The sequence below is a fragment of the Pseudarthrobacter sp. KH_020_B genome (assembly GCF_057840185.1).
Genome location: NZ_CM174506.1, coordinates 4,063,280 through 4,083,385, shown reverse-complemented (window position 1 = coordinate 4,083,385; position 20,106 = coordinate 4,063,280). Strand labels below are relative to the sequence as shown.

General features: G+C 66.2%; 15 protein-coding genes. 10 read left to right on the top strand and 5 right to left on the bottom strand.

The window, feature by feature from the left end:
• Positions 1–1,599, bottom strand: a complete 1,599-nt coding sequence (gene aceB, locus AC3IT0_RS19020) for a malate synthase A (protein ID WP_489321215.1) — start codon at positions 1,597–1,599, stop codon at positions 1–3.
• Between the two features lie 16 nt (positions 1,600–1,615).
• Complete coding sequence (locus tag AC3IT0_RS19015) at positions 1,616–3,010, bottom strand: NAD-dependent malic enzyme (RefSeq protein ID WP_489321214.1); 1,395 nt, start codon at positions 3,008–3,010, stop codon at positions 1,616–1,618.
• Between the two features lie 221 nt (positions 3,011–3,231).
• On the opposite strand from AC3IT0_RS19015, the gene AC3IT0_RS19010 reads away from it, so the two are divergent.
• Positions 3,232–3,987, top strand: a complete 756-nt coding sequence (locus AC3IT0_RS19010) for an IclR family transcriptional regulator (RefSeq protein WP_489321213.1) — start codon at positions 3,232–3,234, stop codon at positions 3,985–3,987.
• 121 nt (positions 3,988–4,108) lie between these two features.
• Here AC3IT0_RS19010 and AC3IT0_RS19005 read toward each other — a convergent pair whose 3' ends face one another.
• Complete coding sequence (locus tag AC3IT0_RS19005; RefSeq protein WP_489321212.1) at positions 4,109–5,602, bottom strand: nucleobase:cation symporter-2 family protein; 1,494 nt, start codon at positions 5,600–5,602, stop codon at positions 4,109–4,111.
• A gap of 163 nt (positions 5,603–5,765) precedes the next feature.
• Positions 5,766–6,680 carry a factor-independent urate hydroxylase gene (gene pucL / locus AC3IT0_RS19000; RefSeq protein WP_489321211.1) on the bottom strand — a complete coding sequence of 305 codons (915 nt, stop codon included), beginning with the start codon at positions 6,678–6,680 and terminating at the stop codon, positions 5,766–5,768.
• Between the two features lie 372 nt (positions 6,681–7,052).
• Between pucL and AC3IT0_RS18995 the strand changes: the two genes are divergently transcribed.
• Both AC3IT0_RS18995 and AC3IT0_RS18990 read left to right on the top strand, forming a co-directional pair.
• Positions 7,053–7,226 carry a hypothetical protein gene (locus AC3IT0_RS18995; protein ID WP_489321210.1) on the top strand — a complete coding sequence of 58 codons (174 nt, stop codon included), beginning with the start codon at positions 7,053–7,055 and terminating at the stop codon, positions 7,224–7,226.
• A gap of 192 nt (positions 7,227–7,418) precedes the next feature.
• On the top strand, positions 7,419–8,372 hold the full coding sequence (locus tag AC3IT0_RS18990; protein WP_489321209.1) for a type IV toxin-antitoxin system AbiEi family antitoxin domain-containing protein: 954 nt from the start codon (positions 7,419–7,421) through the stop codon (positions 8,370–8,372).
• Between the two features lie 126 nt (positions 8,373–8,498).
• Here AC3IT0_RS18990 and AC3IT0_RS18985 read toward each other — a convergent pair whose 3' ends face one another.
• Positions 8,499–9,875 carry an 8-oxoguanine deaminase gene (locus tag AC3IT0_RS18985; RefSeq protein ID WP_489321208.1) on the bottom strand — a complete coding sequence of 459 codons (1,377 nt, stop codon included), beginning with the start codon at positions 9,873–9,875 and terminating at the stop codon, positions 8,499–8,501.
• Positions 9,876–10,237: 362 nt separating this feature from the next.
• Here AC3IT0_RS18985 and AC3IT0_RS18980 point away from each other — a divergent pair, with 362 nt between their 5' ends.
• From AC3IT0_RS18980 to AC3IT0_RS18950, 7 genes are all read left to right on the top strand, one after another.
• Positions 10,238–10,732 carry a nucleoside deaminase gene (locus AC3IT0_RS18980; RefSeq protein WP_489321207.1) on the top strand — a complete coding sequence of 165 codons (495 nt, stop codon included), beginning with the start codon at positions 10,238–10,240 and terminating at the stop codon, positions 10,730–10,732.
• 15 nt (positions 10,733–10,747) lie between these two features.
• On the top strand, positions 10,748–12,274 hold the full coding sequence (locus tag AC3IT0_RS18975) for an NCS2 family permease (protein ID WP_489323848.1): 1,527 nt from the start codon (positions 10,748–10,750) through the stop codon (positions 12,272–12,274).
• Positions 12,275–12,497: 223 nt separating this feature from the next.
• Entirely contained in the window at positions 12,498–13,766 is a 1,269-nt protein-coding gene (locus tag AC3IT0_RS18970) for an XdhC family protein (protein ID WP_489321206.1), read from the top strand.
• Complete coding sequence (locus tag AC3IT0_RS18965) at positions 13,757–14,692, top strand: FAD binding domain-containing protein (protein ID WP_489321205.1); 936 nt, start codon at positions 13,757–13,759, stop codon at positions 14,690–14,692. The genes AC3IT0_RS18970 and AC3IT0_RS18965 overlap by 10 nt, the downstream gene beginning before the upstream one ends.
• Before the next feature lie 2 nt (positions 14,693–14,694).
• On the top strand, positions 14,695–17,550 hold the full coding sequence (locus tag AC3IT0_RS18960; protein WP_489321204.1) for a molybdopterin-dependent oxidoreductase: 2,856 nt from the start codon (positions 14,695–14,697) through the stop codon (positions 17,548–17,550).
• 197 nt (positions 17,551–17,747) lie between these two features.
• Positions 17,748–19,316 (top strand): NCS1 family nucleobase:cation symporter-1, encoded by a 1,569-nt coding sequence (locus tag AC3IT0_RS18955; protein WP_489321203.1) that lies wholly within the window; start codon positions 17,748–17,750, stop codon positions 19,314–19,316.
• Positions 19,317–19,356: 40 nt separating this feature from the next.
• Entirely contained in the window at positions 19,357–20,100 is a 744-nt protein-coding gene (locus tag AC3IT0_RS18950) for an aspartate/glutamate racemase family protein (RefSeq protein ID WP_489321202.1), read from the top strand.
• The last annotated feature ends 6 nt before the right edge of the window (positions 20,101–20,106 follow it).

The window sequence follows — 20,106 nt, the reverse complement described above, 5'->3', positions numbered from 1 at the left end:
TCAGCCCACCAGTTCGTAGGCCGGCGTGGTGAGGAAGTCCGTGTAGTCCTCGGACAGGCAGATCTCACCGATCAGATTGCTGGCCGGCTGGTAGTACAGGCGGAATGCCTCGTCTCCGAATTCGGTCCGGAGCCGTTCCGTTTCCTCGCCCAGGATCTTTTCGACGAGTTCGCGGGTGACCGTGTTTCCGGTGTCTGCCAGCACGGACTTGTTGCGGATCTGCTGCCATACCTGCGAGCGGGAGATCTCGGCGGTAGCGGCGTCCTCCATGAGGTTGTGGATGGCCACGGCCCCGTTGCCGGAGAGCCAGACGGCGGTGTACGCGACGGCGACATACAGGTTCAGCCGCAGCCCGCCTTCGGTGACCTGGCCATCAGCGGAGGCGATGTCGATCAGCTGGTCCGCGGTGACCGAAACCTCGGGGCGCTGCTTGTCCAGCTGGTTGGGGCGCTCGCCGAGCGCGGCGTCGAACACCTCGCGGCAGGTGGAGACGAGGTCCGGGTGGGCCACCCAGGAGCCGTCGAACCCATCGTTGGCCTCACGGGTCTTGTCCGCGCGGACCTTGGCGAAGGCCGCCTCGGTGACCTCGGGGTGGCGGCGGTTGGGGATGACGGCGGCCATGCCGCCCATGGCGAAGGCGCCGCGCTTGTGGCACGTCTGCACCAGCAGCTCGGTGTAGGCGCGCATAAACGGAGCCGTCATGACCACCGAGGCGCGGTCCGGGAGCACAAACTCCTCGCCGGCGTCGCGGAAGTACTTGATGATGCTGAACAGGTAGTCCCAGCGGCCGGCGTTCAGGCCCGAGGCGTGGTCCCGCAGTTCGTACAGGAACTCGTCCATTTCGAACGCGGCCGGGATGGTTTCGATCAGCATCGTGGCGCGGACGCTGCCCTGCGGGATGCCGAGGAAATCCTGCGCGAACACAAAGACCTCGTTCCAGAGGCGCGCCTCAAGGTGCGATTCCATCTTGGGCAGGTAGTAGTACGGGCCGTGGCCGTTGAGCAGCAGCTGCTTGGCGGTGTGGAAGAAGTGCAGGCCGAAGTCCACCAGCGCACCCACCGCGGGTTCGCCGTCGATCAGCAGGTGCTTTTCCGGCATGTGCCAGCCGCGGGGGCGGGCCACCACAACAGCCAGCGGCGCGTCGGTGCGGAGCGTGTATTCCTTGCCTTCGGGCGAGGTGTAGGCCAGGGTTCCGGTTGCGGCGTCGCGCAGGTTCAGGATGGCGTCGATGACGTTGGCCCACGTGGGCGTGCTGGCATCCTCGAGGTCCGCCAGCCACACCTTGGCGCCGGAGTTCAGGGCGTTGACGGCCATTTTGGCCGGGGTGGCGGGGCCGGTCATCTCGACCCGGCGGTCCCGCAGCGCGGCGGGCGCCTCGGCGACCTTCCAGTCGCCGTCGCGGATTTCCTGGGTCTCCGGGAGGAAGTCCAGGCGGCTGGTGCGGGCGACGCCGTCGCGCTTGGCCTGGCGGGCCTCGAGCAGCTCGTTGCGCGTGCCGGCGAAGCGCTTGTGCAGCTCCTCCAGGAAGGCCAGGGCTTTGGGGGTGAGGATCTCTTCGGCGCGGGCGACCGGCTGGCGGTCAGTAACGGTGATAGCCATATTCGTAAGTCCTTTTCTAGAGAGCGCGGGCGGCGTGAGCTGCGCCTGCCACTGCGGCAGCCACATCGGCGGCGACATGAGGATCGAAGACGCTGGGGATAATGTAGCTCGCGTTGAGCTCGTCGTCAGCTACCCGGTTGGCAATCGCGTCTGCGGCGGCCACCAGCATCTCCGGCGTGATGTCGCTCGCGCCGGCGTCGAGCAGGCCGCGGAAGAAGCCCGGGAAGGCCAGGACGTTGTTGATCTGGTTGGGGAAATCGCTGCGGCCCGTGGCCACCACGGCGGCGTGCTTGGCCGCGATGACGGGGTCGATCTCCGGCGTCGGGTTGGCCATGGCGAACACGATCGCGTTCTCGGCCATGGCGGCGACCTGCTCTTCGCCGATCACGTGCGGGGCGCTGACGCCGATGAAGACGTCGGCACCCTTGAGCGCGTCGTGCAGGGTTCCGGAGAAGCCCTCCTCGTTGGTGTTCGCGGCAATCCAGGCGCGGTGCTCGTCGTCGTACTGCTCGCCCGAGTGGATGGCGCCGGCGCGGCCGGCGGCAACGATGTGCTGCGCGCCCTGGGCCTTGAGGAGCTGGATGATGGCCGAGCCTGCGGCGCCCACGCCCGAGACAACAATCTTGACCTCGGAGAGCTTCTTGTCCACCACGCGCAGGGCGTTGACGAGGGCTGCCAGGGTGACGATCGCGGTGCCGTGCTGGTCGTCGTGGAAGACGGGGATGTCGAGTTCATCGCGCAGGCGCTTCTCAATTTCGAAGCAGCGCGGCGCTGCAATGTCCTCGAGGTTGATGCCGCCGTAGACGGGGGCCATGGCCTTGGCGATCATGATGATCTCCTCGGTGTCCTGGGTGTCCAGGCAGACCGGCCAGGCGTCGACGTTGGCGAACTGCTTGAACAGCGCGGCCTTGCCTTCCATCACGGGCAGGGCCGCGGCCGGGCCGATGTTGCCCAGGCCCAGGACAGCCGAACCGTCGGTGAGGACGGCGATGGTGTTGCGCTTGACGGTCAGGTTGCGGGCTGCTGCCGGGTCCTCCGCGATGGCGAGGCAGACGCGGGCGACGCCGGGTGTGTAGGCGCGGGAGAGGTCGTCGCGGTTGCGCAGGGCTACCTTGGGGACCACCTCGAGCTTGCCGCCGAGGTGCATGAGGAAGGTGCGGTCCGAGACGTGCTGAACCGTGACGCCGTCGAGCGCGTTCAGGGCGTCCTTGACGCGGACAGCGTGCTCGTCGTCGGTGGTGTTGCAGGTGACGTCCACAACCAAGGTGTCGTGATGGGACTCGGTCACATCCAGGGCGGTGACGGCTGCGCCGGCCGCTGCGACGGCAGCTGCCAGTTCGCTGGTGGCGGTGAAGCTCGACGGCGCTGCGACGCGCAGGGTGATCGAATTTCCGGGGCTCGGGTTCGCCATTGAATTTCCTCCTCGTGGGGTCCGTTTCCGGACCGCTTATGCAACCAAATGTTTTCGTATTATGGATATTATTATCTGCGAAGTGGAAATGCAACCCCCTGACAGTCATGTTTGGGGGCATCGCTTAGGGCGCGGTTGTGCTGTATGTTGAGTGTTCTAAGCAACTCTTTTCACGATGTGGATAAGAGTTGTCAGAATCTGAGCCACTAGGAGACAACGGAATGGCTGAAAAAGCCTCCGGAGGCGTGCAGTCCGTCGAGCGCGTCTTCGAACTGCTGGAACTCATCACAGACGCGGGCGGAGACGTGACGCTCAGCGAGCTCTCGTCCTCCACGGACCTGCCACTGCCCACCATCCACCGCCTGCTGCGCACCTTGGTCTCGCTTGGCTACATCCGCCAGCTGCCCAATCGCCGCTACGCACTCGGCCCCCGGCTGATCCGGCTCGGCGAAGGTGCCAGCAAGCAGCTGGGCGCCGTGGCCCGCCCGCAGCTGAAGAACCTCGTGGAGCGCCTCGGCGAAACCTCCAACATGGCCGTGCTGGATTCGGACATGGTCATCTACGTGGCCCAGGTGCCGTCCATGCACTCCATGCGCATGTTCACAGAGGTGGGCCGCCGCGCCCACACGCACGACACCGGCGTCGGCAAGGCGATCCTGGCCCAGCTGGACGACGACGTGGTCCGCGGCATCGTCTCCCGCACCGGCATGCCCACCCCCACGGCCAAGAGCATCGGCGACATCGATTCCCTCCTGGCCGACCTCAAGCTGATCCGCGAACGCGGCTACTCCATCGACGAGGAAGAGCAGGAGCTCGGCGTGCGCTGCTTCGCGATGGCCGTGCCCAACGCGCCCACCCCGGCCGCCATCTCGGTGTCGGGGCCGATCAGCCGCGTGGACCAGAGCTTCGCCGACCGTGCCGTGCCGCTGCTGCGCAAGGCCGCGATGGCCATCTCGGCGGAGCTCAACCAGAACTGACGCGTCCCGCCGTCGTCCTTCCCTCTGCACGCTCCTAGCGCGAACGGACACTTGAGGCCCCGGAATCTGCGGATTCCGGGGCCTCAAGTGTTCGTTCGGCCGGGACGAGGGGGTGGTGATGCTAGTGGTCAGGCTTCGACGACGACTCCACCGGGACTTCCTTGCCCTCGGCGTCGATCAGCTTGCCGCCCTCGAAGTGGTCGCCGTCGGCAAGGCACTTCAGGTCAGCCTCGGCGACCACACGGCCCGTGCCGGCCACGAACACTGACTGGTTCTCCGAGTTGCCGGCCTTGAGGTGGTTGAAGAGCATGTTCAGCAGGATGGCCATGATGGCGGCCGAGCTGATGCCCGAGTGGAAGATGGTGGAGAACCAGGACGGGAACTGGTCGTAGAACTTCGGGGCCGCAATCGGGATCATGCCAAAGCCGATCGATGCGGCCACGATGACCAGGTTCATGTTGTTTTTGTACTCCACCTTGGCGAGCGTGCGGATGCCGCTGGCGGCCACCGTGCCAAAGAGTACGACGCCGGCGCCGCCCAGGACGGGGGTCGGAACCGCTGCGACCACTCGGCCGAGGATGGGCAGCAGCCCCAGGATCACCAGGATGAGCCCGCCGGCGCTCACCACGAAGCGGCTCTTGATACCCGTGATGGCCACGAGGCCCACGTTCTGGGCGAAGGCGCTCTGGGTGAACGAATTGAACAGCGGCGAGATGGCGCTTGAGAGCATGTCTGCACGCAGGCCGTCGCCGATGCGGCGTGAGTCCACCTTGGTGTCCACGATCTCGCCGACGGCGATGATGTCCGCCGAGGTCTCGGTGAGCGTCACCAGGATGACAATCAGCATCGAAATGATGGCCGCAATCTCAAAGGTCGGGAGGCCAAAGGCGAACGGGGTGGGGAAGGCGACGACGTCGCCCTGGCCCACTTTGGAGAAATCCGCCATGCCGGTGAACAATGCGATCAAGGTGCCGATCACCATGGCGAGCAGGATGGACAGGCGGGAGATGGCGGCGTTGCCCACCTTGCTCAGCAGCAGGACAACGCCCATGGTGGCCGCGGCGAGGCCGATGTTGGCAACGCTCCCGTAGTTCTCGGCCTTGGCGTTGCCGCCCATGGCCCAGTTCGCGGCGACCGGCATGAGGGTCAGGCCAATCGTGGTGATGACCGTGCCGGTGACCACGGGCGGGAAGAACTTGATGATTTTGGAGAAGAGCGGCGTGATGGCAAGGCCGATCAGGGACGCCACAATGACCGAGCCGAAGACGGCCTGGATGCCGCCCCCGCCCTGCACGATCGCCACCATCGTGGAGACGCCAGCGAACGAGACGCCCTGCACCAGCGGCAGTTGCGATCCAAAGAACGGGATGCCCACGGTCTGCAGGATGGTGGCGAGGCCGCCGACAAACAGGCAGGCCGCAATGAGCAGGCCGATGTCCGAGGCGGACATGCCGGCCGCGGCTCCGATGATAAGCGGCGGGGCGATGATGCCGCCATACATGGTCAAAACGTGCTGGAAGCCGTACGCGAACGTGCTTCCGATGGGGAGGCGCTTGTCCTCGGGGCGGGCCGCGGAACTGGTCGACGCGGGGCGGGAATTCTTCTTGCTGTTCATGGCAGACTTTCTTGGTTCATGGCAGACGCCTTCGTCTGGCTAACAATGTCTGGCTAACAATTGGGGCTTTGGGGCGCGGGTGCCCAACTGACTCGCATTTGATGTCGTTTTGACGCTCCAAAACGACACTTACTGCGAGCCAGTTGGGCGGGAACCTGAGGGGTTAGCAGAAGCCGGCGATGCCGTTCCAGGCGGCGGGGGCCTTGCCTGAGTTTTCGCGCTGGACCGTGGCCTCGATCAGGCCGTAGGGGCGGTCCGCGGCGTAGAAGACCTCGTTGGGGTTGTCGAGCCCGAACGGGCTGAGGTCAACCAGGAAGTGGTGCTTGTTGGGCATCGAGAACTTGATCTCGTCCACTTCGCCGTGTGCCTCCAGGACCTTCTTGCCCATGTCGAACAGGGTCTGCTGCAGGGCGTGCGAGTAGTCCTCCGTGAAGCCCTCCAGGAGCAGCGCCTTGATGTCCTCGTAGCTCTTGTTGAAGTCCGTGGCCGTGTGGTCCAGGCCCGTGCTGTAGCGCCAGCGGGCGGAAACATCCGTGGCCAGGATGCGGTCCGTGGTCTCCGGCAGGGTGGTGTACTTATCGCGCGGGTAGCCCACAAAGCCGGACTGGGTGGTCTTCAGGACGGTCAGGTCCTTGAGCCCGGAGATCACGTGCGTCGTGCTGCCGTCCCGGACCACGACGGCGGTGCGGACTTCCTGCCCGTTGCGGACAAAGCTGTGGTCGTGTTCGGAGCCGTGCGCCTGAATGCGGTCCCAGGTGTAGGACTCGGCTTCCCAGCGGCCGCCCGTAACCCACTCGAAGCCTGACGTGAAGTGCTCGCTGAGGCGAAGTAGGAAGGCCTCGGGGGAGCCGATACCCTCACGGGCGAAGGCGTAGATGGTGTTCTTCTGGGTGTCCGTGGCGACGACGTGGGCGTTGTCGCCCTGCAGGTGCGCAGCCTCGAAATCGCCGCGCAGCTGCGAGGTGACGTTCAGGTCTTCGATCTGGTGGCGGTCGGTGTCGCGGGTGACTTTGACGACGCGGACTTCTGCCTTGCCGTACTGGTTGTCGCCGAGGACGATTTTGTTGCTCATGGTCATATCCCAACTTCTACGAGGTGGAACCTCTAAGGTCCACCAACGAAATTAAGCGCGTATTTCCAACGCGTTTCTGGTGGAGCCGACCCAACAAAAAAGAGCCGGCATCCATTGATGCCAGCTCATTACGACCCTGCCTGCTGCTCCCAGGTTACGTGACCTGCGCCACGAAGTGAAAAAAGCGTAGCCCACTCAGGCCGGTGGTGTACATCACTTCCCGGGAATTGTTATGTACTTTCCGATTGTGACCGGCAGCGCGTGAGTCCCTGCCGCGGGGTCTTGACGTCCACTTCGGGGACCCCATAGTATTTCCACATAACAATAAAAGTTTTCCGAAGTGCGGAAAAGCCAAGCAGCAAGAACGAGGAGGAACAGATGGACTCGAAGGATAAGAACAACGTCGTGGATTTCCCGGCCCCCGGCCAGGAGCTGTACCTGCCGTTCGGCGCCACGGATCCCGACTTCTACATTCCGGCCGACTGTGACCGTGCAGGCGGGTTCTCCCGCTGGATGCGCGCGCTCCCGGTATTCGGCCGGCTGCGTCCCTAAGAGTCCATCCCCAGCAGCCCCCTCTCCTCGCAAGCTCGGACAGGGAACCTTGGGCTGATGCCGATTCGATGGTTCCCTGCGCACTCGGTGGTTGGAACCATCGAGTGCGCAGGGAACCAGCGATTCCGGCGTTATCCACATAGGACGAACTCGGTCTGTCGTCGGCTGGTGGCGCCGTCCGAGGCTTGTCCCATGACGAACAACGCGCCGTTGACGAAGACGCCTGACCGCAGGCTGCCCACCGGAATGGACCTGTGGCGAACCGGAGAGCTGCAGGAATCCGGGATCAATGCCCGCAAGGTAGCGTCCCTAGTGCGGGCCGGCGACTTGGTCCGGCTCCGCCGAGGTTGTTACATCCGCGGCAGCACGTGGGCGGCGCAAAAACCGTGGGTGCGCAGCCGGCAACTGATCGCCGCGCACGCCCACGGAACGCTCACGACGTCGGGCGGCGGCTTCGTCTACAGCCACACCTCGGCTGCCCGCCTCCACCGGTTGTACCTGTGGGACGTTGACGATTGTGTGCACGTCACCCAGGAGTCGGCTCCGTCGCGCACTTCCCATGGTCGCGACGTAGTTGCCCATACCAGGGCGCTGCAGACAGCGGACATTGTCTTCGTGGACGGCATGCCCTGCACCTCGCTGGAGCGCACCGTGGTGGATTGCTGCCTCATGCTGACCTACAGGCAGGCCTTGGTGTTGATGGATCATGCCCTCAGGATGGGTGCTGACCTGGAGAAAATCCGTCGGATGAGTGCTTCGTTGACGGGACGCAACGGCGTTCGGACGTTGCGTCGAGCCGTTGAGAACGCCGACGCGCGGTCGGAGTCACCCGGCGAGACGTTGACGCGGGAGCTGATTCACCGACTCTGCATTGAACCGCCCGAGCTCCAGGTGGTCGCCTGGTGGCCGGAAGGCCAGTACCGGCTGGACTTCGCTTGGCGGGAGAAGAAGGTGGCACTGGAATTCGACGGAAAGGTGAAGTACTTCGATTACGAGCCCACCGACGAGGTCATCTACAAGGAGCGGCAACGTGAAAAGGCGCTGACCGAGGAGGGGTGGACATTCATCCGGATCAAGTGGCAACACCTGTTCCAGGAGCACGAGTTCAAGATGCGCGTCCTGCGGGCCCTCCGAAATGCAGGCTAGCCAGCGGCCGTTTCGATGGTTCCCGGCGCACGCGATGGTTCGAACCATCGAGTCGGCAGGGAACCATCGAAACGGGGGGGGTGGGGAGGCGGTGGCCGGGAGGGAGAGGGCGACGGGGCGGACGGCCTAGCCGTTCACCAGCTTCCGTGCCGCAGCCGAGTGGGCCGCGACGAGCCCGGCGACGTCCAAGCCCACAATGGCCCCGTCCACCACGCGCCACTGCCCGCCAACCATCACCCGGTCCGCGCGGTCCGCCCCGCACAGCAGCAGTGCCGCCACCGGATCGTGGCTGCCGGAGAAGCGCAGCTCGTCGAGGCGGAAGAGGGCCAGGTCGGCCTGCATTCCCGGCGCCAGCTGGCCAATGTCGGTGCGCCCCAGGACCGCGGCGGATCCCCGGGTCGCCCAGCCAAGCGCGCGCTCCACGGGAACGGAAGCGCCGTAACGCAGCCGCTGCAGATACAGCGCCTGCCGGGCTTCCAGGATCATGTTGGAGGCATCGTTCGACGCCGATCCGTCCACGCCCAGCCCCACCGGCACCCCGGCGGCCTCGAGTTCCAGCACTCGCGCGGTGCCGGACGCGAGCCGCATGTTCGACGTCGGGCAGTGCGCGACGGCGGTGCCCGCGGCTCCCAGCCGGGCGATCTCGTCGTCGTCGAAGTGGATGCCGTGGCCCAGCCAGGTCCGGTTGCCCAGCCAGCCGACGCTGTCCAGGTAGTCCACGGTGCGCAGGCCGAACATCGACTGGCAGAAGTCTTCCTCGTCAATGGATTCGGCGAGGTGCGTGTGCAGCCGAACGTCGAGCCGCTCTGCCATCAAGGCGCTCTCGGCCATGATTTCCTTGGTCACCGAGAACGGCGAACACGGGGCCAGGGCAATCTGGATGACGGCGCCGTCGCCGCGCTCGTGGTACTTCGAAATGAGGCGTTCGCTGTCCGCCAGGATGACCTCCGGCCGCTGGACGGTGGACTGCGGCGGCAGGCCGCCGTCGTCCGTTCCCAAGGTCATGGAGCCGCGCGTGAGGGTGGCCCGCATGCCCAGTTCGCGTACGACGCCGACCTCCACGTCGATCGCGTCCTCAAGACCCGCGGGGAACAGGTAGTGGTGGTCGGCTGCCGTGGTGCAGCCGGAGAGCAGCAGTTCGGCGAGGGCCACTTTGACCGCGAGTTCCAGGCTGCCGGGAGTCAGGCGCGCCCACACCGGGTAGAGGTTCTGCAGCCACGGGAACAGCGGGGCGTTGGCCACAGGACCCCAGGCGCGCGTGAGGGTTTGGTAGAAGTGGTGGTGCGTGTTGATCAGGCCCGGCAGCAGGACGTGCGCGGAAGCATCGAAGACGGAGGAACAGGGAGCGGACGGCTGCCCGCCGGTCGGAACCAGCTCGGCGATGATGCCGCCGCTGACCACGATGCCGCCGCCGGCGTCGAGCGCATTGGCGGTGAAAGCGGCGAGCGGGTTCTTGATCCAGAGCCTGGACGGGGACAGGGGCGGGATTTGCGGGTGGGCCATGAGGGTTCCTCTTCTGGTCGGCAACAGATGCGTTACAGCTCAGTTAGGCCCTGTCTGCTGATCCAGGTTGCCGGCCTCCCCAGGGGCGGCCGTTGGGATTCAGCGTAGGACGCACGCGGAAGCGCGTCAATGTGACCGATCCGAGAACGCGGATTTCACATCACGAAATTAAGTTTCCAGAAACTATGGCGCTGATCACAGGTCCGGTGCTAATCTCGATCTTGCCAAAGGCGGGCACCCGGACTCCGGGAAGCTATCTACCAGGCGAACCTTCAAAAGCACATGCTGAAGCCTGGTAGCCGTATCACTGGCGCGTCCCCGTCGGGTTACTGGGCTTCCTTGCCACTAAGGAAGTCGCAAAAATGAGTACAACCGTCACGGCCGAACATTTTCTGGCCGCATCCATAAAACTGGCAACAGCCAACGTCCTGAACAGCGGCGGCCCGTTCGGCGCCGTCATCGTCACCGCGGACGGACAAGCCTTCGAGGGCGTCAACCGCGTCACCGCCACGAACGACCCCACGGCCCACGCCGAGGTCACCGCCATCCGCAATGCCTGCCGCGAACTCGGCACGTTCGATCTCAGCGGAGCCACCCTCTTCACCAGCTGCGAGCCCTGCCCCATGTGCCTGGCCTCGGCCCTGTGGGCACGGATCGGCAACGTGGTCTTCGCCGCCGACCGGCACGACGCCGCCTCCGTGGGCTTCGACGACGCGGTCTTCTACGAGTTCTTCGAGAACGAGGACCGGGATGCACTGATGCCGGTCACCAAGCTGGAACTGGGCGACCCCCAGGCGCCCGCCATCCTGGAACCGTTCAACACCTGGAACACGCTCGATTCCAGGATTGACTACTAGGATCCGGTGACTGACATGACAATCCTGGACCCCGCAGAAATGCGAACCGCAGCTGAAAAGCAGGCTGCGCCCGAAGGCGCAGAGCACACGGCGGCACCCCGGCCCCCGGCGTCGAAATCCTTCCTGGATAGCTTCTTCCAGATCACCAAGCGTGGCTCCACGCTGGCCCGCGAATTCCGCGGCGGCATCGTCACGTTCTTCACGATGGCCTACATCGTGATCCTCAACCCCCTGATCCTGGGCGGCTTCTCGGCCGAGAACGCCCCCACGGACGTCGCAGGCGGCTGGCTCCCGGCAGCGCAGGTGGGGGCCGTTACCGGGCTCACCGCCGGCGTCATGACCATCGTGTTCGGCCTCGTCGCGAACCTGCCGTTCGGGCTCGCCGCCGGCCTGGGCATCAACTCGTTCCTGGCCGTCGCCGTTATCCAGGACGTCACGTGGCCCGAAGCCATGGGCCTGGTGGTCATCAACGGCGTCCTGATTGTCCTCTTCGGCGCCACGGGTGCCCGGACAGCGATCTTCAAGGCAGTCCCCAAGGAACTCAAGGCCGCCATCACCGTTGGCATCGGCCTGTTCATCGCCTTCATCGGCTTTGTGGATTCCGGGTTCGTCCGCGCCACCAAGGGCGGCCCGCCGGTCCAGCTCGGCAATGACGGCTCCATCACCTCCATCCCCACGCTCGTCTTCATCGTCGGGCTGCTGGTCATGGGCATCCTCGTGGCCCGCAAGATCCAAGGTGGCCTCCTGATCGGAATCGTCGCCACCACCGTCCTCGCCGCCGTCGTCGAGGCCGTTATGCATATCGGTCCCGGCAGCGCCGACAACCCCGGCGGCTGGCATCTCAACACGCCGGTGCTCTCCGGCCAGCTGGTGTCCGCCCCGGACTTCAGCCTGGTGGGCCAGTTCGATCTCTTCGGCTCGTTCTCGAGGATCGGCGGTCTGGCGGCCACCATGCTGGTGTTCACCCTCGTGTTCACCAACTTCTTCGACGCCATGGGCACCATGACCGGCCTCGCCAAGAGCGCCGGTGTGGCGCACAAGGACGGCACGTTCCCCAGGCTGAAGTCCGCCTTCATCGTCGAAGGCATGGGCGCAGTGGTGGGCGGCGGAACGTCCGGCTCGTCCAACACCGTCTACATCGATTCCGCGGCCGGCATTGGCGAAGGCGCCCGCACCGGCCTGGCCTCCGTGGTCACCGGCGTGCTGTTCCTGGGCTCGATGTTCTTTACGCCGCTCACGTCCGTGGTACCGCTCGAGGTTGCAGCCTCCGCCCTGGTGGTGGTGGGCGCCATGATGATGGCACAGATCCGCGAGATCAAGTTCAGCAGGTTCTCGATCGCACTCCCGGCCTTCCTGACCATCGTCACCATGCCGCTGACCTACTCGATCGCCAACGGCATCGGCGTCGGATTCATCTCCTTCGCGGTCATCAGTGCGGCATCCGGCCGGGCCAGGAAGGTCCATCCGCTCATGTGGGTGGTCACCGCGGGCTTCATCATCTACTTCGCCCGGGGACCCATTAACGCCCTGATGGGCGCGTAGCCCGAAGCCTCACCGCACGAACAGGCGTCCGCCGTCGTGGTCCTCTTACGAGAAGTACGACGGCGGGCGGCCGCCCGGGGGTGTTGCCCCGCTGTATGAACCTACTGATTGATTTGCCGCGACTCCCTCCGCATCCTCAGGAAAATGAGAACATGGGGGCAAGATCGCGCACTGCTCCGGCCGGGCCATCTGGCCGGGACACCTGGAATAAGGACGTGTTGCCATGCTGGATCTGATGCCTTCACTGGGCAGTTGGCGGCCTGCGGTCTCTGGCCACCGCTGCGCTGTGGCCACGATCGTGGGAACCGGCGGCTCCGTGCCGCGGCCTATGGGGACCTCCATGATGGTCTCCGAACATGGCGAGATTCTGGGCAGCTTGTCCGGAGGCTGCGTTGAGGGCGCCGTTGTGGAGGCGGCACTGGAAGCAATGCGCGACGGCGGTCCGCGCCTTGAGTCTTTTGGCTACAGCGCCGAGGACGCGTTCGCCGTCGGACTCACCTGCGGGGGAGAGCTGGAAGTCCACATCCAGCCGCTCGGGGTTGGTGCGCCCGAACTTTCTGTGTTTGCTGAAACTCAACGCCCTGCGGCCCTGATCCGCCGGCTCGATGCCGGCGGAGGAGTCATGGTGGTCAATGATCCTGTCCGTTTCCGCGCCATGGAATCGGAGGAACTGGCCAAGCTGGTGGGCGACCACCCTTCCACGCTCTTCGCCGCCGCGGCCCAAGTAGAGCCGCTGCTCCAAGGTGGCCGCGCCGGCTTGGTTCGCCTGGCACCGCCCGAGGGATGCATCGACGGCTGGGTCACTACTGAGCGGTTGGCTTTGCCCCCGCAGGCGGAAACGCAGCCCGAGCCCATCACGCTGTTGGTGGAAAGCCGGCTCCCGGCCGCCCGGATGCTGATCTTCGGTGCCAACGACTTTGGCGCCGCCCTGCTCCCGGCCGGACAACTGCTGGGCTACAACGTCACCCTGTGCGACGCCCGGCCGGCGTTCGCCACCCAAGGCCGCTTCGCCGGGGCGGACCAGGTGGTCACTGACTGGCCGCACCGCTACCTCGAAACCGAGGCAGCGGCGGGCCGCGTGGACGGACGAACCGTGGTGTGCGTGCTGACCCATGACCCCAAGTTCGACATCCCGCTGCTGGAGACCGCGCTTGGCCTGGGCCTCGCCTATGTGGGTGCGATGGGTTCCCGCCGCAGCCACCGCCAGCGGATCGACGCGCTGCTCGCGGACGGCACGCCGGCCGAAGCGCTGGGACGGCTGCATTCGCCGATCGGGCTGGATCTGGGGGCCGTGACTCCCGCCGAAGTGGCCGTATCGATCACCGCCGAGATCCTCGCCTCTCGCGGCCGGGCCGGACACAGCCAGGCCACGCTGTCTCCGCTCAGGGCATCCTCGCTCAAGGACGGCAGCGGCCCCATCCACCACCACGAACCCCGCCCCACGCACGAACCACGCACGCACGATCCCCGCCAGGAGGACCCATGGACATGAACACCATCGAGGCCGTCGTCCCCACCACGGACCCCGCCGACTGGCGCGACGGCGATGCCTGGCTGGCCGGCGGCACGGTCCTGTTCTCCTACGGCAGTACTGTTCTGAAGCGGCTTCTGGACCTGGGCCAGGCCGGCTGGCCCGCCGTGGCCGTGAGCGACGCCGGGATTGAACTGGCCGCTACGTGCACCGTCGCGGAGCTCTACGCCCTGCCCGCCGCCGAAGAAGTTGCCGGCAGGGAGTGGCCGGGCCTGGACTTGTTCCGTCCATGCTGCGACTCCTTCGTGGCATCCTTCAAGGTCTGGAACATGTCCACCGTGGGCGGCAACCTGTGCACCTCGCTCCCGGCCGGGCCCATGATTTCGCTCTGCGCAGGACTGGACGCCACCGCCACCATCCTCGGCCCCGGCGGCAGCAGCCGCACGGTCCCGGTGGCCATGTTCATCACCGGGGACGGGCAAAACAGCCTGGCACCCGGCGAGCTCCTGCGCAGCATCCACTTGCCGGCGTCGTCATTGTCGTCCAAGGTGGCCTTCCGGCGGCTCTCGCTCAGCAACCTCGGCCGGTCCGGGGTGCTGCTGATCGGCAGGCGGGAGGCCGACGGCGGCCTGGTCATCACTGTCACCGCCGCCACCAAACGCCCCGTGCAGCTGCGGTTCACCGCCGCCAAGATGCCTGGCCCCGCGGCCCTTGCGGCCGCCGTCGGAAAGGCCATCCCTGCGGAGCTGTACCACGACGACATCCACGGGCTGCCCGAGTGGCGCCAGGACATGACCCTCCGGCTCGCGGAAGAAATCCGGGCGGAACTGCTGGAGGAACGGCTCACGGTGTCGGGCGATTTCTGGGCCGGCCGGCCGCACGCTTTGTCGCCGCAGCCGAGCGCGCAACCCCAAACCACACAGAACCAGCAGCAGAAGGAGGCCTGAGCATGGCAATCGAAATCAACGGCACCGCCACCCCGGCCACCCCCCGCCCCGGCCAGTGCCTGCGGACGTTCCTGCGCGAACAGGGCAACTTCGGCGTCAAGAAGGGCTGCGACGGCGGCGACTGCGGTGCCTGCACCGTCCACGTGGATGGCACCCCCGTGCACAGCTGCATCTACCCGGCCGTCCGCGCCGAGGGCAAGGCAGTCACCACCATCGAAGGGCTCGCGCAGGGCGGTGCGCTGCACCCCGTGCAGGAGCAGTTCCTGGCCGAACAGGGCTTCCAATGCGGCTTCTGCACGGCCGGCATGATGATGACCGCAGCCACCTTCGACGACGAACAGAAGGCCAACCTGCCCCGCAGCCTCAAGGGCAACCTCTGCCGCTGCACCGGCTACCGTTCCATCGCCGACGCCGTGTGCGGGAACCACACGCACGACGGCGGCGCGCCAGGTAGCGCGGTCCGTCCGGCTTCCGCAGCCGGGACCACGGCGGCCGGCACCACCGCCGCGAGCAACACCGCCGCCGGCACCACGGCGTCCCGGGCCGGGCAGCTTGGCGACAACGTGCCCGCCCCGGCGGGCCTCGCCGTCGTCACCGGCACTGCCCGCTACACCCTCGATGTCCCGGCCGAAGAGCTGGAGGGCCTGCTGCACCTGAAGCTGCTCCACTCACCCCACGCCCACGCGCGGATTGTCTCCATCGACAAGACGGCCGCGCTGCAGGTGCCCGGCGTCGTCGCGGTCTTCACGCATGAGGACGCCCCGGCGCAGCACTTCTCCACCGCCCAGCACGAGCTCTACACGGACGATCCCGACGACACCCGCGTGCTGGACGACGTGGTGCGGTTCATCGGCCAGCGGGTCGCCGCGGTCGTGGCCGAATCGGTGGGAGCCGCCGAGGCCGGGGCCCGCGCCCTGCAGGTGGAATACGAGCTGCTGGACACTGTCTTCAGCCCGCAGGTCGCCATGCTCCCCGGTGCCCCGGCCCTGCACGGGGACAAGGACGCCGTGAAGGCCAGGATCTCGCGCCCGCGGCAGAACGTGGTGGCCGAACTGCACTCGGAGCTTGGCAGCGTGGCGGATGGTTTCGCCGCCGCCGACTTCATCCACGAGCACACGTACCGGACCCAGCGCGTCCAGCACGTCGCCATGGAAACGCACGCCGCCATTGCGTGGCTCGACGAGGAAGACCGCCTCGTGGTCCGCACCTCCAGCCAGGTCCCGTTCCTGGCCCGGCGTACGCTGGGCCGGGTGTTCGACCTGCCGGAGGAGCGCATCCGCGTGGTGGCCGGACGCGTGGGCGGCGGCTTCGGCGGCAAGCAGGAAGTGCTCACCGAGGACCTCGTGGCCCTCGCCACGCTCACGCTGCGCCGGCCCGTGCAGGTGGAGTTCACCCGCACGGAGCAGTTCACAGCCACCACCACCCGGCATCCCTTCACCATCAACCTCAGGGCGGGCGCCAGCAAGGACGGGCTCCTCACCGCGCTCCAGCTGGACGTGGTCACCAACACGGGCGCGTACGGCAACCACGCGCCCGGTGTTATGTTCCACGGCTGCGGCGAATCGCTGGCCGTGTACAAGTGCGCCAACAAGAAGGTGGACGCGCACGCGGTCTACACCAACACCGTTCCGGCCGGGGCGTTCCGCGGCTACGGGCTGAGCCAGATGATCTTCGCGATCGAGTCGGCTATTGATGAGCTGGCCGTCGGCATCGGCATGGATCCGCTGGAATTCCGGCGCCGGAACATGGTGCGCGAAGGTGATGACATGCTCTCCACCACGCCCGAACCCGAGGAGGACGTGCACTACGGCAGCTACGGCCTGGACCAGTGCATCTCCCTGGTGCGCGATGCCCTGGACCGTGGCAAGCAGCGCTACCGCGACGCCGGCCTCGATGACCTCGGCCCGGGCTGGGTCACCGGCCAAGGCGCCGCGCTGTCCATGATCGACACCGTCCCGCCCCGCGGCCACTTCGCCCACACCCGCGTGAGCCTGCTTCCGGACGGCACGTTCGCGGCCGACGTCGGGACCGCCGAGTTCGGCAACGGCACCACTACGGTGCACGCGCAGCTCGCCGCGACGGCGCTCTCCACGACGGCGGGCAAGGTTGCCGTCCGGCAGTCCGATACCGACCTCGTGCAGCATGATACCGGCGCGTTCGGCTCGGCCGGCACGGTGGTTGCCGGCAAGGCCACGCTGCTGGCGGCCACCGGGCTCGCCTCCCGGATCATCACCGTCGCGGCGGCGCTGACCGGCGTTCCGGAGACCGAATGCTTGCTCGACGACGGCGGCGTGGACTGCGCCGGGCGGCGGGTTCCGCTGGCGGAAATCCACGACGCCGCACGGCACCAGGGCGTGCAGCTCGCCGTCGAGGGCAACTGGGACGGGACCCCGCGATCGGTGGCGTTCAACGTCCACGGCTTCCGGGTAGCGGTCAACACCGGCACGGGGGAGCTGCGGATCCTGCAGAGCGTGCAGGCAGCCGACGCCGGCGTGGTAGTTAATCCGCGGCAGTGCCGCGGCCAGATCGAAGGAGGAATCGCGCAGGCGCTGGGCGCCGCACTGTATGAGGAGGTCCGCGTGGACGACGCCGGCCGGGTCACCACGGACATCCTGCGGCAGTACCACATCCCGTCCTTCGCGGACGTGCCGCGCAGCGAGGTCTATTTCGCCTCCACCAACGACCAGATGGGCCCGCTCGGGGCGAAATCCATGAGCGAAAGCCCGTTCAACCCGGTGGCCCCGGCTCTGGCCAATGCCATCCGAAACGCCACGGGGGTCCGGTTCGCTGAGCTGCCGATCTCGCGGGACAAGATCTACCTGGGTCTGAAGGAAGGAGGTCCGGTCCTCTCCCGCTAAAACCGTTGCTGACCGTTTGTGACCGGCCGTGTTCCGGCGACCCCCTTGACTGATGCGTGATCCAGGTCATACCGTTATTCCACTACTCGATACCCATATTCCGCATTATGGAAATGAAGCAATGGCGCTCCTGCCGGTGGCTTCCGGCAATCCCACTGCGGAACACATGGAAGACATCTTCAAGAAGTGAGATAACGATGCAAACACCACCGTTGACCGACGTCGACTCGGAACCCGAGACAGCAGTTGACCTGGGCAAAGCAGCCCACCCCTCCGTGGGTGTCGACGCGCTGTGCGATGCAGCCAGCGTCGCCTCCGGCCGCACCATCAGCCCCACCCTCTACAACATCGACCTTGCCCCGACGAAGCGGGAAGGTCGCCGCTGGACCGGCTACAGCATTTTCACCCTGTGGGCCAATGACGTCCACAGCCTTGGCAACTACGCCTTTGCCATCGGGCTCTTCGCCCTCGGGCTGGGAGGCTGGCAGATCCTTCTCGCCCTGGGAGTCGGCGCCGTCCTGCTGTTTGCGCTCCTTAGCCTGTCCGGCTTTATGGGCGTCAAGACCGGCGTCCCGTTCCCTGTCATGAGCCGGATCAGCTTCGGCATCAGGGGCGCCCAGATCGCCAGCCTCCTGCGCGGGGCGGTGGCCGTGGCCTGGTTCGGCATCCAGACCTACCTCGCGTCCGTGGTGCTCAGGGTCATGCTTGTGGCCATGGTTCCGTCGCTGCGGGAGCTGGACACCAACTCCATCCTCGGCCTGTCCACGCTGGGCTGGGTTTCGTTTGTGTCCCTCTGGATCGTCCAGCTGGTCATCGTCAGTTTCGGCATGGAGATGATCCGCAAGTATGAGGCCTTCGCCGGCCCCATCATCCTGGTCACCATGGCGGCCATCGCAGTCTGGATCTTCGTCGAAGCCGGTGGCTCCATCGCCTGGGCCGGGGACAACGCCCTCGAAGGCGGCGACATGTGGCGCACCATCTTTGCTGGCGGTGCCCTGTGGGTGGCCATCTACGGAACGTTCGTCCTGAACTTCTGCGACTTCACCCGGTCCGCCGTCTCCAAGCAGGCCGTAGTGCGCGGCAACTTCTGGGGCATCCCCATCAACATGCTCCTCTTCGGCGCAATCGTGGTGGTCATGGCCGGTGGACAGTTCAAGATCAACGGCACAGTTATCCAGAGCCCGTCGGACATCGTCCAGACCATCCCGAACACCCTGTTCCTTGTCCTGGCCTGCCTTGCACTGCTGATCCTGACCATCGCCGTGAACCTGATGGCCAACTTTGTGGCCCCGGTCTATGCCCTGACCAACCTCTTCCCGAAGCACCTGAACTTCCGCAAGGCGGCCTGGGTCAGCGGCACCATCGGCCTGATCATACTGCCGTGGAACCTGTACAACAACCCGCTGGTGATCGTGTACTTCCTGGGCGGACTTGGTGCACTGCTCGGCCCGCTGTTCGGCGTGGTGATGGCCGACTACTGGCTGCTGCGCCGCGGCAAGGTTAATGTCCTTGAGCTCTACTCCGAGGACCCGGCAGGTGCCTACTACTACAAAAAGGGTTACAACCCCCGGGCCATAATCGCCATGGTGCCTGCTGCGGCCATTGCACTCCTGATCGCCTTTGTTCCGGCACTGGAATCGGCCGCCCCGTTCGCGTGGTTCGTCGCGGCCGGCATCGCCGCGGTGGTCTACTACGTCATCTCGGACCGCAGGCAGCGGCTCGACGACGTCGACGGCGAGTCAATCGCCGTCGCCAGCACCCACTGATCCCACCGTCAAAAAACCCGTCCTGAAAGAGGAAAGCACCATGCGCATCCTGGTGGCCAACGTCAACACCACGCAGTCCATGACAGATTCCATCGCCGCGCAGGCACGGCAGGCGGCGCTTCCCGATACGGAGATCGTGGGCATCACTCCACGCTTCGGCGCGGACTCCTGCGAGGGAAACTTCGAGAGTTACCTCGCGGCGATCGCCGTCATGGACGCCGTGGTCAACTACCCGGAGCCGTTCGACGCCGTCATCCAGGCCGGCTACGGCGAGCACGGCCGCGAAGGGCTCCAGGAACTCCTGGACGTTCCGGTGGTGGACATCACCGAGGCGGCCGCGAGCACCGCGATGTTCCTGGGGCACAAGTACTCCGTGGTCACCACCCTGGACCGGGCGGTGCCGCTGATCGAGGACCGGCTGAAGCTGGCCGGCCTCGACGCGCGGTGTGCGTCGGTGCGGGCCAGCGGCATGGCCGTCCTGGAACTGGAGGAGGAGCCGGAGCGGGCGGTGGAAGCCATCATCGAACAGGCGCTGTTGGCCGTGCGCGAAGACAAGGCGGAAGTCATTGTCCTCGGGTGCGGCGGCATGGCCGGTCTGGACGAGGAGATCCGCAGGCGTGCGGGCGTCCCCGTGGTGGACGGTGTGGCGGCTGCCGTCACCATTGCCGAATCGCTGGTCCGGCTGCGGCTGAGCACCTCAAAAGTCAGGACCTATGCCACGCCGCGGCCCAAGAAAGTCATAGGCTGGCCCATAACGGCGGCGGAAGTGCCCGCTGCACCTTAGCCCGGC